Source organism: Enterobacter cloacae complex sp. P13B (genome assembly GCF_014895915.1).
In the GTDB taxonomy this organism is placed as follows: Bacteria; Pseudomonadota; Gammaproteobacteria; order Enterobacterales; family Enterobacteriaceae; genus Enterobacter; species Enterobacter bugandensis.
The window spans coordinates 64813-81011 of the sequence record NZ_JADBQN010000006.1 but is presented as its reverse complement, the minus strand read 5'-3'; the positions used below and the strand labels follow the sequence as shown (position 1 = coordinate 81011).

Below are 16199 nucleotides of genomic sequence, written 5' to 3'. Positions count from 1 at the left end.
TTGCGAACTGCGCCCTGGCAGCAAGTCCTATTGCTGCCAGACGTAAATGAGTCTGCGCAATTCAGGGAAAAGATACCGAACCGCCGAACTCCAAATAGATTTTTGCCAGATTATTTAACTGGTTAAAGCGATTTTCATACAGTGCCAGTTCAGCCTGACGGCGTTTCTCCTGAGCATCAAGCCAGAAAGAAATTCGCACCGCGCCCTGGCGATAGCGAACTTCGTTTAGCCTCTCTGATTTTTTCGCCAGTTCCAGGCCTTCACGTAGAAGCGTCTCCTGTTCCAGGAGTTGATGACGCAAAGCAAGCGCATCTTCTATGCTACTCATCGCCTTGTAAAGTTCCTGTTTAAACTCCAGAACCCGTTGCTCGTAGTCGTTGCGGGCAATCTTCACGTCCATGCCCCTTTCTCTCCATTCCAGGAACGGCAGGGTCAGGTTTGCTCCAACAGAGCCTACAGGATTTTCCAGGAAGGCCATAAGGCTGCTGCTGCTGGTGCCAAGCGAGCCGGTCAGACTAAACGCTGGATAAAATGCAGTACGCTGGACATCAACGGTGGCCAATGCTTCCCGTACCCGCCACTCTTTAGCGCTGATATCGGGTCGATGCCGCAGCACGTTGACCGGGATCTTTCCACTGACCTGCGGCAGTGGTCCCATTGGTAACGCTTTCGGTTCGACTATCGCGCTGCCCGGCGCGGTTCCAAGCAAAACGGCTTGCTGATTGAGCGCCTGTAAACGTTCATTCTTCAACGCCGCCAGCTTGTTTTCCTGCGAAAGCACGCCCTGCTGAGCATCCACAACATCCAGAGAGGAGGCACCGCCCGCGGCATAACGCGCGTTAGCCAGGCGCAGCGTCTCTTTTGCATAGTTGATGCTTTGTTGCAGGACAGACAGCTGCTGGTTAATAAAGCCTAAGCGCCAGTAATTATTACTGGCATTTGAAAGCAGCGTCAGGCGTGCAGAACGCAGATCCTCTTCCGAGGCAAAACGTGCCCACGCCTTCGCATCGCGCTGCCGCGCTATTTTGCCCCACAGATCCAGCTCATAGCTGGTATTAATACTGGCAACGCTGCCCCTGCTCCAGTTGGCTGAGCTGTTCAGCTGTTTTTTACCGTCAAGCGCGAGCGAACCTTTTAGTCCCGGATCGTTTGTGATGCCAATCCGCTCTTCTTCCAGGCGGGCGCGATAAACACGCAATACTGCTCCAGCGACATCGTTATTGCGCACCATCACCTGCCGCAGCCAGCCGTCGAGGTCTGGATCGTTAAAGGCCTGCCAGTCGAACGGCATCCTCTCCTCCGCAGCATCCGCCTGATACCAGTTGGCAGGGTATTTCACCTCAGGAGGTTGATAGTCGCTTTTCAGAGAGTCGGCGCAGCCAGCACTAAGCAGGACAGCAAGGCATACCGTTAAAGGGGATAATATTTTCATGGGTTACTCGCTGGCCAGTGAAACGACCGGATCCATCCTTGCTGCCTTGCGGGCAGGGAGATAACCAAAGATCATGCCGATTAAAGTTGAGCAGAAGAATGCGGCAGCAGCGGCCTGCCACGAATAAATGGCGGTGAAAATGCCCCCTGCCAGCGCGGTGAACAGCGCTCCGGCGGCATACGACAGTGCAATACCTAACACTCCGCCTATTAGACATACCAGCACAGCCTCAATCATAAACTGCTGCATGATATCGCCCTGACGCGCACCGACCGCCATTCGTACGCCAATCTCATGGGTCCGTTCCGTGACCGACACCAGCATGATATTCATCACCCCAATGCTGCCGATCATCAGCGAGATGCAGGCCACCATCAGAATCAGGATGCTAAAGGTCATTGAGGTCCGTTCGATTGATTGTCGAATCTGCTCGAAATTATAAAGCTGGAAGTCTTTCACGCCGTGGCGTTGAGTGAGAAGCTGAGAAATAGCGCTGACCGCTGCCTCGTTGGCAACATCATCCTTAAGCCTTACGCTGATGCTGGTCAACACCGGTTTTCCTGTCATTCGATACATCACCGTGCTGTAAGGCATCCAGACGTTAATGCGATTAGGCGCATAGCTTCGGCTGTTCCCTTTGGCGATGCCGACAACCCGTGCAGGCACGGAACCCAGAAAAACGATTTGCCCAAGTGCCTTGAGTCCCGCATCGTCAAATAACGCCTTGCGGGCGTTTTCATCAATGATGACTTCCTGCGAGGCATTTCGATCGTCTTGGAAAGTTGATCCCTGCAACAGTTCAATACCGTTTACGCGAAAATGATCGCGCCCAACGCCATTGATCGTGGCGGTAGCGGATTTACCCAGAAAGCGAATGTTGTCGGAAGCGTTAACTTCGGGGCTGACGCTGTCAACAAACCCCTGCTTTGCTAATGCTTCGGCGTCTGCCGGGACCAGTGTACGAATGGCTTCAGTGCTGTCGTCAAAGAAATCCCTTCCCGGGTAGATGCTCACCACGTTGGTTCCAAGCTCCTTGATATTATCAAGGGTTCGCTGTTTCGCGCCTTCTCCCAGTGCCACCACCGTAACAACCGCGGCGATACCAAAAATAATGCCCGTCATGGTTAACGTCGTGCGCAGGCGATGCGCATTCATCGCTTTTAACGCCATGTGCAGGGATTCACGGGTACGGTCAACAATACTTTGCCACCAGCTTTGCTGAACGCTGTCAGGTCGTTTAAGGGCAACCCCGGAGGTAACACGACTGCCGGTATCAGAAATAATTTCACCGTCACGCAGCTCAATAATACGGTTAGCATGCTGCGCTACCTTCATATCATGTGTCACCATAACCACGGTATGGCCACGCTGATTCAGTTCACTGAGTATTGACAGTACCTCCTGACCGGACTGCGTATCCAGCGCGCCGGTGGGTTCATCCGCCAGAATGATTTCACCGCCGTTAATCAGCGAGCGGGCAATACTCACACGCTGCTGCTGGCCGCCTGAAAGCTCTCCCGGCTTATGATGTTCACGACCTTCCAGCCCGAGTCTTCCAAGCAATGTCGCCGCGCGCAGACGGCGCTTTTCGCGCTCACTGTTGGCATAAATCGCCGGAATTTCAACGTTACTTAACGCGCTCAGGTCGGGCATTAAATGATAACGCTGGAAGATAAAACCGATGTGCTCACGGCGGATCCTTGCCAGATCGTCAGGTGAAAGCTGGGCGGCATTTTGACCGCTGATAAAGTAATCGCCACAATCAGGGACATCGAGACAGCCCATAATATTCATCAGGGTTGACTTACCGGAACCGGAGGCGCCGATGATCGCGACCATCTCCCCAGCAGCGATAGTCAAATCAATCCCTTTAAGCACGGTGAGATCCTGTCCACCGTTCCTGTAAGTGCGGCTGATGCCCTTGAGTTCTATGATATTACTCAAGATACAAACCCTTCCCCGGGCGCTTTTTCACCCGGCTGCGATAACACAACATGTTCCCCGACTTTTACACCGTCCAGGATCTGGATATCCACACTGTTAGTAATGCCGGTTTTGACCTCACGGGTTTCCAGCCGGTTATCACTGGTCAATATCTGCACCTGCTGTTTGTTGCCACTCACCTTGTGCACAGCCTGAATCGGCACCAGTAACGTATTTTTAGCTTCTCCAGCCAGCAAGGTCACCTGTGCTGTCATGGCAATTCGCAGCCGATTTTCTGGATTAGGGACATCCAGCAGCGCGTTGTAGTACACCGAAGCATTTGACGTGCCTGACCCTGAGGCTGAGCTACTGCTGGCAAGGCTATCATCTTTCATAACCGACTCAGGTGCCAGTTCAACGGTACGTAACGTGGCGTCATAATGCTTATCCGGCTCAGAGAAAATGGTGAATCTGGCTTTCTGTCCCGGTGAAATTCGCGTGATATCCGCCTCAGAGATCTGGGCTTTAATTGTCATCACGTCCAGACGTGCGAGTTTGATAATGGTCGGCGCACTTTGGCTGGAGTTAACCGTTTGGCCCTGTTGGGTGACAACGGCAATAACAATGCCGTCCATGGGAGCAACAACTTTTGTATAACCCAAATCGACCTTTTTCTTGTCGACATCAATTTGCGCCTGGACGAGTTTGGCGTTCAGTGCCGATAGCTCAGCGCGGGTACTGGCCAGCGTGGTTTCAGCCGTTTCGAAATCTTCTCTCGAGCTGGCATCCTCATTTAACATCTGGCGCTGGCGCTTAAAACGCAATGAGGCTTGCTTCAACTGCGCCTGCTTAGCCTGAAGGTCCGCTTTTACCACGTTGAGAGCAGCTTCTGCGTTGCGTAAATCATTCCGCTGCGGCACGTCATCAATTTCAGCGATGAGCTGCCCTTTAGTGACACGATCGCCTAACTTCACCTTCAGCGACTTAACCTGGCCAGAAACCTGTGCCCCAACGTTGACCCGCTCAATCGCATCAATTCGACCGGTAGCAAGTACGGCGTTTTCAATATCGCCGATGCGTACTGGAGCGGTAACATACTCAGGAACCTCGGGGCTTCTCAGGAAGAAGAACAAGGCGATGCTAAAAATAATTAGCAGAGCCGCAGCACAGGTCATTACGCGTCGGGGAGGGAATTTTGTTAACATTACGCAGGTTTTCCATAACGATAAACAGCAGTGAATCAGGCATCATAGTAACATCGCCAGTATTTACGGGAGGTAAACCCGCGCTATTTGGTGAAGTAGCGTCATCGTAGACCCCCGCCATCAATTACACAGAATCACCAGGTCCGCCTGTAAACCGCCGCAAGCGTGGGATTTTGTTCCTAAATCCACAGAGTCCCCTTTTGCTGAGCCCCACCTGCGATTTTTCCCATAATCGATTCATTGTGCATTAAGTGCTTAATTATAGTTGCAACTCACATATGATAATAGTAATTATTATCATTAGCATTTGCACTGATGGTTTATCTGGCAAGGTATACAGAGGTCTCAGGAAACAAGCCTCTCCAGGTTTGTTGAACGGTCTCACACTCAACAAATGCATCTGAACACCGCGGCGTGGCAGCACGACGCCGCCTGGGCTGTTCAAAAGGACAACGGCGCGTAAGCGTTAATGGAAGCCGGGACAAGGAATTCCCGATTCACCAGCCTACGTCACGGAATAGTCAGCGACAGGACCGTTCGTAAGGCTGATGAAACTCAAAAAGGACGCAGCGTCTGTCAAAGCAGGCTTAACGAAAATTAACGTCCTGCTGCTGGCATATGACTGCGTCGACTTCCTGATTTAGTTCGTCAAGCGGAGAGGGATTTTCTCATGCGTATTTTGTTTGTAGGCCCGCCTCTCTATGGGCTGCTGTATCCTGTGCTGTCTCTGGCACAGGCGTTTCGCGTTAACGGCCATGAAGTGCTGATCGCCAGCGGAGGAAAATTCGCCCAAAAAGCGGCAGAAGCAGGGCTGGTGGTATTTGACGCCGCACCCGGTTTTGATTCTGAAGCTGACTATCGCCGCCGCGAGGCACAGCGAAAAGAAAGCAACATCGGCACAAAAATGGGCAACTTCTCATTCTTCAGCGAAGAGATGGCCGACCACCTGGTGGAGTTTGCCGGACACTGGCGGCCCGATCTCATCATCTACCCGCCGCTCGGGGTCATCGGGCCTCTGATTGCCGCCAAATACGATATACCGGTCGTAATGCAAACCGTCGGCTTCGGCCATACGCCCTGGCATATCAAAGGCGTAACGCGTTCGCTCGCGGACGCCTATCATCGCCACGGCGTTGGGGCCGCACCGCGCGATATGGCCTGGATCGACGTAACACCACCGAGCATGAGCATTCTTGAAAACGACGGAGAACCCATTATTCCCATGCAGTACGTCCCGTACAACGGCGGCGCGGTGTGGGAACCGTGGTGGGAGAGGACGCCCGACCGTAAACGTCTGCTGGTGAGTCTCGGTACCGTCAAACCGATGGTCGACGGCCTTGACCTGATCGCCTGGGTGATGGATTCCGCCAGTGAAGTCGATGCCGAGATCATCCTGCATCTTTCGGCCAATGCGCGGTCGGATCTGCGCTCACTGCCCTCAAATGTTCGCCTGGTCGACTGGATACCCATGGGAGCCTTCCTGAACGGCGCAGATGGCTTCATTCATCATGGTGGCGCGGGCAATACCCTGACGGCGCTGCACGCCGGTATTCCACAGATCGTCTTCGGCCAGGGTGCCGATCGCCCGGTAAATGCCCGCGCTGTTGTCGAACGCGGCTGCGGGATCATCCCCGGCGACGACGGCCTGTCGAGCAGCATGATCAATGCTTTCCTCGACAATCGCGCGCTTCGCGACGCCTCTGAAGAGGTAGCGGCGGAAATGGCAGCGCAACCCTGTCCGAGCGAGGTGGCGAAAAGCCTGATCGCGAGGGTACAGAAAGGGTAGCCACTACGCCGTCATGACGATCATACGCCAGCACACATCCAGGAGATACGCCCGTAACAATGCGGGACCGGATCGGGCTGGCGCTTTTTTTTGCACAGCGATCCGACTTGGATCCTATTTTTTACAGACGGAGGAGGCTTAATGCCTGCGACTCACTCTCCCACTCCTGCGCGGTCTTGGATAGTTCGCCTGGCACGCGTGTGCTGGGAACGTAAGAAACTTAGCATCATCGTAGTGGTAGCGTCGGTCTCGACCATTCTGCTGGCCGCGCTGACGCCGTTGCTGACAAGGCAAGCGGTGAACGACGCGCTGGCGGGCAATCCGACTCGTCTGCCGTGGCTGGCCTGCGGGCTATTGCTGATTGCCTTTTTTGATTTCATCGGTAACTACGTGCGCCGCGGTTATGCCGGGGAGCTCTCGCTCTGGGTGCAGCACACCCTGCGAGGACGGGCATTCGACAGTATTCAAAAACTTGACGGCGCAGGCCAGGACGCACTGCGCACCGGGCAGGTGATTTCACGGACCAACAGCGATCTGCAGCAGGTGCATACCCTGCTACAGATGTGCCCGGTGCCGCTGGCGGTGTTCACTTATTACATTGCCGGCATTGCCGTGATGCTGTGGATGTCACCCGCCATGACGCTCATCGTCGTGTGCGTACTGGCATGCCTGGCTATCACTGCGCTGCGCGCGCGTCGCCGGGTCTTCGCGCAAACCGGGCTGGCCTCGGACCGACTGGCAAATCTCACCGAACATATGCGCGAGGTGCTGGCGCAGATCTCAGTGGTAAAATCCTGCGTGGCGGAGCTGCGTGAAACGCGCTGGCTGGATCGCCAGTCGCGGCAGATGGTGCGGGTACGCATCGGCGCGGCCATCTCGCAGGCGATGCCAGGTGCCACCATGCTGGCGCTACCGGTGCTCGGGCAAATCGTCCTGCTGTGCTACGGCGGCTGGTCGGTTATGCACGGTCGCATCGATCTCGGCACCTTCGTGGCGTTTGCCAGCTTCCTCGCGATGCTGACCGGGCCAACCCGTGTACTGGCATCGTTTCTGGTTATCGCCCAGCGCACCCAGGCGTCCGTGGAGCGCGTGTTTGCTCTGATCGACACCCGTTCGCAGATGGAAGACGGGACGGAGGCGGTTAACGGTCAGGTTATCGGGCTGCAACTGGAGAATATGAGCTTCGAGTACCGTGGCGGCAGACGCATCCTCAGCGATGTCTCCTTTTCCCTGCACGCCGGTGAAACGGTGGCGGTAGTGGGCGCATCGGGTTCCGGGAAATCCACGCTGCTGATGCTGCTGGCGCGTTTTTACGATCCCAGCGCCGGAGAGATATGGCTCAACACCAGCGCAGGCCGACAGAACCTCCGCGATCTCAGGCTGGAGGCGCTTCGTCGTCGGGTAGGCGTTGTGTTTGAGGATGCTTTTCTGTTTGCCGGTTCGGTGGCGGAAAATATCGCCTACGGGCACCCTCAGGCAACGGCGGACGACATTCGCCTCGCGGCGAGGGCAGCAGGAGCCAGCGATTTTATCAACGCCCTGCCGAAAGGTTTCGATACCCAATTAACCGAACGCGGTACGAATCTTTCCGGCGGACAGAGGCAGCGAATCGCGCTGGCACGGGCGCTCATTACCGCGCCGGAAGTGTTGATCCTCGATGACACCACCTCGGCGGTCGATGCCGGTACTGAAGCGGAGATCAACACCGCGCTGAGTCGCTATGCTGACGAAAAGCATATGCTGCTGGTGATTGCCCGACGCCGTTCGACGCTTCAGTTAGCCAGCCGGATTGTGGTGCTGGATAAGGGCCGGGTGGTGGACACCGGAACCCAGGCAGAACTTGAAGCGCGCTGTCCGGCGTTCCGCGCGCTGATGACCGGCGACGGCGATTTCCTCGCGCCTTCCCACAGTGGGCCTAACGGATTGTGGCCGACCGTACCAGCGGCACAAGACGATGCGGCGCAGACGGGGGATAAAGGCTTTGTCGCCCGTATGACGCGCGTGCCGGAAAATGCAGTACAGCAGGCGCTGGCCGGTAAAGGCCGCAAAGTCACGTCGCTGCTGAAGCCCGTGGCGTGGATGTTCGTCATCGCCGCCCTGCTGATCGCCCTCGATTCGGCGGCAGGCGTCGGGGTACTTATACTGCTGCAGCGCGGCATTGACTCCGGCGTTGCCACAGGCGATATGTCGACTATCGGCCTCTGTGCCCTATTCGCCCTGTGCCTGGTGGCCGTGAGCTGGTGCTGTTATTCACTACAGACAGTCTTCGCCGCCAGAGCGGCAGAGTCAGTCCAGCATACGGTGCGCTTGCGCAGCTTCGGCCATATGCTGCGTCTTGGTCTCCCCTGGCATGAAAAGCATGTCGATTCGCGTCTGACCCGCATGACCGTAGATGTGGACTCTCTCGCCCGCTTTCTGCAAAACGGCCTTGCCGGTGCAGCCACCAGCCTGGTGACAATGTTCGCCATCGCCGCCGCCATGTTCTGGCTCGACCCGCTCTTGGCGCTGACGGCATTAAGCGCGGTGCCAGTGGTCGCACTGGCAACCTGGATTTATCGCCGCCTCAGCTCCCCTGCTTATGCGCAGGCGCGGCTGGAAATAGGCAAAGTCAACAGCACCCTGCAGGAGAAAGTCTCCGGCTTGCGCGTTGTGCAATCGCATGGCCAGCAGGAACAGGAAGCCGCCCGGCTGCGCGCGTTATCGGATCGGTTCCGTGCGACCCGCGTACGTGCGCAAAAATACCTTGCCGTCTATTTCCCGTTCCTGACCTTCTGCACCGAGGCCTCCTATGCCGCCGTTCTTCTGGTGGGTGCATCGCGGGTCGCCGAAGGCGAAATGACCGCCGGGGTGCTGGCGGCTTTCTTCCTGCTGCTGGGGCAATTCTATGGGCCAGTGCAGCAGTTATCAGGAATTGTCGACGCCTGGCAGCAGGCGACGGCCAGCGGCAAACATATCAATGAACTGCTGGCGACCGAAGGCACAGAGAACATCGAGCCCTCTTCCGCACCGCCCGCCACCGGCGCGCTGCATCTTGATGAGGTCACGTTCAGTTATCCCGACAGCCCTGAACCCGCGCTGAACAAACTTACCCTGACAATCCCTGAGGGAAGGGTCGTCGCGGTCGTTGGTCGCAGCGGTGCGGGTAAGTCAACGCTGATTAAGCTGATCGCCGGATTGTATTCCCCCACCCACGGCAGGATCAGCATTGGCGATCGGATAATTGATGATGCCTCGCTTGCCGATTACCGTCGCCAGATTGGGCTGGTCGATCAGGATGTGGCGTTGTTTAGTGGTGATATCGCGGAAAACATTCGTTATTCACGGCCATCCAGTACCAATGACGACGTTGAGATTGCCTCTCAACAGGCAGGGCTGTATGAGACGGTGCGCAATCTGCCGCAGGGATTCCGGACACCGGTGAATAACGGCGGTGCCGATCTGTCCGCAGGTCAGCGCCAGCTGATTGCGCTGGCCCGCGCACAACTGGCGAATGCTCACATCCTGCTGCTCGATGAAGCCACGTCACGCCTGGATCGCACATCCGAAGAGCGATTGATGTCATCGTTAACAGACGTCGCGCACACCGGGAAGCACCTGGCGCTGATTGTGGCGCACCGTCTGACCACCGCGCAGCGCTGCGATCTGATTGCCGTTATCGATAAGGGGCAGCTTGCGGAATACGGCACCCACGAACAGCTGTTAGCGGCCGGCGGCCTCTACACCCGCTTGTGGCATGACAGCGTCGGCAGCTCTGTTCCCCATCGCCAGCACGACATCACGGGGGAAATCGTGGAAGAGTAATTGCGCACGTAAGACATTACAAAACACGCGCTAAAGCGGCTGTTCCCGGAATAGCCGCTTTAGCTATTTATACTGACACCCTTCATATTCAAAGAGAGTGAATGCTGAACATGCAACAACATCCCTCTGCTATCGCCAGGCTGCGCAGCCAGCTGGCAGCAGGCCACATTGCTAACCTTTCTGACTTCTGGCGAGACGCTGAGTCGCTAAATGTACCGCTGGTGACGCCAGTCGACGGAGCGAAAGACGAGCGTGATGTGACATTTCTATGGCGCGCCAGGCACCCTCTACAGGGCGTTTATCTGCGTCTGAATCGGGTGACGGATAAAGAGCACGTGGCGAAAGGGATGATGACCGCCCTTCCCGCGACGGATATCTGGACTCTGACACTGCGTTTACCCGCAAGCTACTGCGGCTCCTATTCGCTGGTGGAAATCCCCCCCGGCACCCCGGCCGAGACGATTGCACAGTCCGGAGGCCGATTTGCTACCCTCGTCGGGCACGCCGATCCGCTAAACAAAACGCCGGGGATCAACGTTCGGGGAAGCACACAGGAGTCGGTGCTGGCGCTTGATAAAGCCCCCGCCCAGTCCGAATGGCGCGGCGGGTCACCCAGCGGGCAATTGCTTACCTCGGCGCGCACTCTCGCCGGGGAATCGCGCCGGGTTCGGCTCTATCTGCCGGACGTTGATGTTTCGCAGCCCCTCGGCCTGGTGGTACTGCCCGATGGTGAAACCTGGTTCGATCACCTTGGCGTATGCGCGGCAATTGACGCCGCCATAAACAACGGACGCATCGTGCCTGTGGCTGTACTTGGCATCGACAATATCGATGAACACGAGCGAACTGCGATACTCGGCGGGCGCAGCGAGCTGATAAAGGATATCGCCGGCCAGTTGTTGCCGACGATCCGCGCCGAACACCCACAGCGGCGGTGGGCAGACCGTTCGCGCACCGTGCTGGCCGGACAGAGCCTCGGCGGGGTCAGCGCGCTCATGGCCGCTCGTTACGCACCGGAAACGTTCGGGCTGGCGCTCAGCCACTCCCCTTCGATGTGGTGGACGCCAGAGGGTGCCAGCCGGCCAAACGTGTTCAGCGAAACCGATTCGTCATGGGTGAGCGAACATCTGCTTTCTGCCCCGCCGCAGGGCGTGCGCATCAGCCTGTGCGTGGGATCGCTGGAAGGTTCGACGGTACCCCACGTTCAGCGGCTGCATCAGCAGTTGCTTACCGCTGGCGTCGACAGCCATTGCGCAATGTATACCGGGGGTCACGATTACGCATGGTGGCGCGGCGCACTGATTGACGGGCTTGGTTTACTCCAGGGTTGACTTGACCCGCGAACACTTTCAGGCAACTGTACAGGCTTCCTGAATAAAGAAAATGTCACCTGCGGAAAAGGAATAAACATCAGATGTATGCCCGCAAGTATCGCCCAACACGCTCACGCAAGGCGCTTGTCACTCTTCTTTCTGGTCTCACCCTTATCTGGAATGCGCACGCTTTCGCAAAGCCGGATATGCAGCCACTGGGGCCGAATATCGCCGATAAAGGCTCTGCGTTTTACCATTTCAGCGTCAACTCGTTCGACTCCACCGATGGCAGCCGCCATTATCGGGTATGGACGGCCGTGCCAAATAAAGCCGCACCGGCGTCGGGCTACCCGATTTTATATATGCTCGACGGCAACGCAGTTATGGACCGCCTGAACGACGACCTGCTCAAACAGCTGGCAGAAAAATCACCGCCGGTGATTGTGGCTGTCGGGTATCAGACCAACCTCCCCTTCGATCTCAACGGCAGGGCCTACGACTATACGCCAGCAGAAGAAAGCGGCAAAACGGATACCCGCAACGGGCGTTTTAACCGTAAGAGTGGGGGTAGCAACGACTTCCGCCAGTTACTGGAAACGCGTATAGCGCCAAAGGTGGAACAGGGATTGAATATCGATCGGCAGCGTCGCGGCCTGTGGGGGCACTCCTACGGCGGCCTGTTCGTGCTGGATGCATGGCTGTCTTCCCCTTATTTCCGGACGTATTACAGCGCCAGCCCGTCGTTGGGCAGAGGCCATGATGCGCTACTGAGCCGCATCACGGCGGTTGAGCCGTCGCAACACTGCGCCAGGCGCCTGATGATAATGGAAGGTTCGGCGACACCGGGCGATAACCGGGAAACGCATGCTGCCGGAGTGCTGACGAAAATTCATGCCACCCTCGCCACGCTGGAAGATAAAGGCGTCAATGCCGCCTTTTGGGATTTCCCAAACCAGGGACACGGGCCGATGTTCAACGCCTCCTTCCGCGGAGCGCTGTTAGATATCAGTGGTGAAAACGCAGGTAACACAGCAGGCTGTCATTCATTAAGCCGCTAAACACTGCCCGCCTTGATGCGGGCAGTATACCTGTAACACTACGATCAAAATGACGCGGTAACACCGGCATAATAAGCCCGGCCAGGCTCGTTATAGGTATTCGCCCCTTCGGAAGATCGGTAGATCTGTTTATCTAAGATATTGCTGACACCAACGTTAAGACGCAGATTTTTATTGATATCGTAATTGAAGTTCGTCCCCACCAGCGAATAAGCGCCCAGCTCTTTACCTGACAGACCGCCAGTATCTTCACTACGAGTTTCCGAATGAGTACGCGGTTTTTGTCTGCCGTATAACGTCCAGTTGACGCTGGCAGAGAACGCCTGGGTGATGGTCCAGTCAAGCGAGTTATTAATGGTGTATTTCGGGATGATCGACAGCGGGTTACCGGTGTCTTTTTGCTCCGAGGTGATCATCCAGGTGGCATTGGTATTCCAGTTCAGACGATCTTTCACCAGCGGGAACGCCATGCTGGCTTCGATACCGTCCACCAGTGCTTTCCCGCCGTTCTGCCACTGGAGAATATATGCGCCGGAAGCGGTTTGCCCGATAACATTATCGCCGGCCACGATCTTATTCTGGTAGTCATTGCGGAAGTAGGTCACGCTGGCATGGTAATCTTCCCAGGCGAACTCCAGCCCAATTTCTTTATTGATGCTGATTTCCGGATCGAGATCTTTATTACCGATCAGGTAGCAGCCGCCCGATGTAATATCTTTTGGACAACCGTTGCCTTTCGAGTAGAGCAGATAACCTTCGCTGGATTGGTACAGGTTTGGTGCTTTAAAGGTTCTGGCAATCCCCGCTTTGACTTTGAAGTAATCGCCCAATTCCTGCGAGAGGTTCAGGCTGGGGCTGAAGTTACCGCCGGACTCGTTGAGATAATCAAAGCGCAGGCCGGGAATGATATTCGTGCCGGGAACCGGCTCAATATTATCTTCAATATACAGCGCACTGATTTGGGAATGGTTTTTACTGCTGCGATCCGCAGCCGAGCCAGAAATGCCGCCGATATCACTGTCATCCACGGTCAGGCTGGTAGAGGAAGGATCGTCGAGCTCATCTCGGCTCCACTCCGCACCCACGGTCAGCGTTTGATCGACCAGCGCATTCAGCGGAATATTAAGCTCGCCGCTGGTTCGCCAGGAGCTCAGGCGATTGGTCGTGAACTTTTCATCCGCCGAAATACGCCCTTCACCGCCGCCGGATAATCCTTCATTCATGCGGGTGTTATTGGTTTTCTCGTAATAGACACCAAAACGGCTTTGACCCCAGTCCCAGATACCATTATGTGTAATGCCATAATTCTGCCGGTACAGGCGGTTCGTCTCTTCGCCGGATTTCGCCAGGCTTTCAGTGACGGCACTGGAAGAACTGTTTTGCGTATCGCCTGCATAGATATTCCCCTGGCGGCTATATCCGGCTTCGAAATCGATAATTTGCTGCGGATTTAATTTCCACGAGACAACGCCGTTAATATCTTTGTTGCGCACCCCTTCATGTCCGGCCGCGTTTTTCGTACCGGCCGAGGAGTTAATATCCCAGCTGTCGGCATCGGTTTTATTCAGGTTTCCGTACAGGCGCATGGTCAGCGCATCGCCAGCCAGCGGCCCGCTAAGGCTGAAGTTGGCGCGACGCGTAGCGCCTTCGTCGCTGCTTTCCGGCTGGTTGGTGTATAACGACAGCGAACCGTGCCAGTCGTTGGTAGGGCGTTTGGTAATGATGTTCACCACCCCGCCCGCTGCGCCCGAACCGTAGCGTGCCGCCGCAGGGCCGCGGATCACTTCAATACGCTCAACCTGTTCCGGTGGCACCCAGTTGGTGTCGCCGCGGGTATCACGCTCTCCACGCCAGCTATAACGCACGGCGTTGCGCGACGTCACCGGTATACCATCAATTAAAATTAAGGTGTTCTCCGGCCCCATGCCGCGAATGTCGATCTGGCGGTTATTACCACGTGTACCCGAGGCGCTGTTGCCGGTCAGATTGACACCGGGCATTTTGCGAATAATATCGGAGAGATCGTTGACCGGAGGGTTCTTTTTAATATCTTCGCTGGTAATAATCGACACGCCCGGCTGCTGTTTGAGTACCTGCTCAGCGGTGGCTTCCACCACCAGGGTCTCGTCGTTATCATCGGAGGATTTTGCCAGTGATACCTGACTGTTCAACCCTGCCAGGAGCGCAGTGAGCGGCCAGAAGATCTTGATAATTCTCATACCCATTCCCTAATACATGCCTAACGTAAAAGTGATCGATCGTTAAGCTCACATCCTTGCCAGATATTTTAAACTGCCATTATTTTTATAATAAGAATGATAATTAATATCATTTGGAGAGGATTAAGGCAATCCTTAATACACGGATGCGCGCATTAATGAAACGCACGCATTGGCCCGGAGTGATTCTTCCCGGGTACCGCCCTGTGCGTTCGTAAAGCTGGCATACTGAAACAGCGGAAGAAGAGAACAGCCCATTGGTATTTCGTGTAGTGACATAACGTTAATATGTCATTACAAGGGAACGCAGCCCCGGTAAGCGCAAGCGCCACCGGGGAAAGAAAGGTTATTGTTGCGCTAACTGATTGCGACGGTACTCGCCCTGGCGCTCCAGCATCCAGCCAGGATACTCGCGCGGCAGCGCGCTGACCGCATCCAGCTGTTTCAGCTCATCATCGCTCAGCTGAATGCCGGTTGCGGCAATGTTGTCATCCAACTGATCGACCCGTTTCGCCCCGATGATGACGCTGGTCACCGCTTTCTGGTGCAGCAGCCACGCCAGCGCGATTTGCGCCACGGAAACGCCTTTACTTTCGGCGATGGTACGCATCACGTCCACGCAGTCGAAGGCGCGATCTTTATCCACCGGCGGGAAGTCGAACGCCAGACGGCGGCTACCGGCTTCGCTCTGCCCGTCGCGACCATATTTTCCACTCAGCAGGCCGCCCGCCAGCGGGCTCCAGACCATCAGCCCGACGCCTTCGCTCTGCATCAACGGCACCAGCTCGCGCTCAAGATCGCGTCCGGCAATAGTGTAGTACGCCTGCAATGACGCAAAACGCGCCAGCCCGAGTCGCTCGGAAATGCCCAGCGCTTTGGCTATCTGCCACGCCGCCCAGTTCGAGACGCCGATGTAGCGCACGTGGCCGTGCTGCACCAGGTTATCCAGCGCATACAGCGTCTCCTCAATCGGCGTGGCCGGATCGAAACCGTGAAGCTGATAGAGATCGATATGATCGAGCTGCAGGCGACGCAGGCTCTCCTTCACGCTGCTGATGATGTGATAGCGCGAGCTGCCGCGCGAGTTCACTCCCGCCGTCCCGGTTTCGCCAAATACTTTAGTCGCGACCACCACGTTCTCGCGCGGGATTTTCAGGTTTTTCAGCGCCTGCCCGAGGATCGCCTCCGAGCGCCCTTCCGAGTAAACGTCCGCGGTATCGATAAAGTTGATCCCGGCATCCAGCGCGCGGCCCACCAGCTGTTCTGCTTCGCTCTGCTGGAGCTGACCAATCTTGCCCCACATGCCGCCTTCTCCGCCGAAGGTCATGGTGCCGAGGCACAGTTCAGAAACGAACAGACCGGTGTTGCCCAGTTTTTGATAACGCATAAGATAATCCTCGCATGTCGATTGGGTACCCGATAGTTATACCCGCCCCTCAGCCATCGCGAATGTGGCGTTCCT

9 protein-coding genes are annotated in these 16199 nt (G+C 56.2%); 4 read left to right on the top strand and 5 right to left on the bottom strand.

Features of this window, described 5'->3' with window-relative positions:
• Positions 1–61: 61 nt before the first annotated feature.
• Genes IM273_RS03835 through IM273_RS03825 form a run of 3 tightly spaced genes read right to left on the bottom strand, consistent with a single transcriptional unit; the run spans position 62 to position 4560 of the window.
• Positions 62–1432, bottom strand: coding sequence for an efflux transporter outer membrane subunit (locus tag IM273_RS03835; RefSeq protein WP_193050348.1), 1371 nt, complete (start codon positions 1430–1432; stop codon positions 62–64).
• 3 nt (positions 1433–1435) lie between these two features.
• Positions 1436–3376 (bottom strand): MacB family efflux pump subunit, encoded by a 1941-nt coding sequence (locus IM273_RS03830; protein ID WP_023296167.1) that lies wholly within the window; start codon positions 3374–3376, stop codon positions 1436–1438.
• Complete coding sequence (locus tag IM273_RS03825) at positions 3373–4560, bottom strand: efflux RND transporter periplasmic adaptor subunit (RefSeq protein ID WP_023303343.1); 1188 nt, start codon at positions 4558–4560, stop codon at positions 3373–3375. The genes IM273_RS03830 and IM273_RS03825 overlap by 4 nt, the downstream gene beginning before the upstream one ends.
• Before the next feature lie 670 nt (positions 4561–5230).
• On the opposite strand from IM273_RS03825, the gene iroB reads away from it, so the two are divergent.
• The 4 genes from iroB (at position 5231) to IM273_RS03805 (ending at position 12518) form a co-directional block, all read left to right on the top strand.
• Positions 5231–6346, top strand: a complete 1116-nt coding sequence (gene iroB, locus IM273_RS03820; RefSeq protein WP_017384908.1) for a salmochelin biosynthesis C-glycosyltransferase IroB — start codon at positions 5231–5233, stop codon at positions 6344–6346.
• 141 nt (positions 6347–6487) lie between these two features.
• Complete coding sequence (iroC, locus tag IM273_RS03815; protein ID WP_193050347.1) at positions 6488–10147, top strand: salmochelin/enterobactin export ABC transporter IroC; 3660 nt, start codon at positions 6488–6490, stop codon at positions 10145–10147.
• A 101-nt stretch (positions 10148–10248) separates the two neighbouring features.
• The gene (locus IM273_RS03810) at positions 10249–11478 is read left to right on the top strand and encodes an esterase family protein (RefSeq protein ID WP_193050346.1); all 1230 of its coding nucleotides are present in this window, start codon (positions 10249–10251) and stop codon (positions 11476–11478) included.
• Positions 11479–11561: 83 nt separating this feature from the next.
• Entirely contained in the window at positions 11562–12518 is a 957-nt protein-coding gene (locus tag IM273_RS03805) for an alpha/beta hydrolase (RefSeq protein ID WP_193050345.1), read from the top strand.
• 44 nt (positions 12519–12562) lie between these two features.
• Here the strand turns inward: IM273_RS03805 and iroN are convergent, their stop codons facing one another.
• Together iroN and IM273_RS03795 are read right to left on the bottom strand one after the other, a co-directional pair.
• The gene (gene iroN / locus IM273_RS03800) at positions 12563–14737 is read right to left on the bottom strand and encodes a siderophore salmochelin receptor IroN (protein WP_028012456.1); all 2175 of its coding nucleotides are present in this window, start codon (positions 14735–14737) and stop codon (positions 12563–12565) included.
• A gap of 346 nt (positions 14738–15083) precedes the next feature.
• Complete coding sequence (locus IM273_RS03795; RefSeq protein WP_193050344.1) at positions 15084–16124, bottom strand: aldo/keto reductase; 1041 nt, start codon at positions 16122–16124, stop codon at positions 15084–15086.
• Positions 16125–16199 lie beyond the last annotated feature (75 nt).

Excerpts from the sequence above, each read along its gene's own strand:
- IM273_RS03835 (WP_193050348.1), bottom strand. The coding sequence starts at position 1,432 with ATGAAAATATTATCCCCTTTAACGGTATGCCTTGCTGTCCTGCTTAGT.
- IM273_RS03825 (WP_023303343.1), bottom strand. The coding sequence starts at position 4,560 with ATGTTAACAAAATTCCCTCCCCGACGCGTAATGACCTGTGCTGCGGCT.
- iroB (WP_017384908.1), top strand. The coding sequence starts at position 5,231 with ATGCGTATTTTGTTTGTAGGCCCGCCTCTCTATGGGCTGCTGTATCCT.
- iroC (WP_193050347.1), top strand. The coding sequence starts at position 6,488 with ATGCCTGCGACTCACTCTCCCACTCCTGCGCGGTCTTGGATAGTTCGC.
- IM273_RS03810 (WP_193050346.1), top strand. The coding sequence starts at position 10,249 with ATGCTGAACATGCAACAACATCCCTCTGCTATCGCCAGGCTGCGCAGC.
- IM273_RS03805 (WP_193050345.1), top strand. The coding sequence starts at position 11,562 with ATGTATGCCCGCAAGTATCGCCCAACACGCTCACGCAAGGCGCTTGTC.
- iroN (WP_028012456.1), bottom strand. The coding sequence starts at position 14,737 with ATGAGAATTATCAAGATCTTCTGGCCGCTCACTGCGCTCCTGGCAGGG.
- IM273_RS03795 (WP_193050344.1), bottom strand. The coding sequence starts at position 16,124 with ATGCGTTATCAAAAACTGGGCAACACCGGTCTGTTCGTTTCTGAACTG.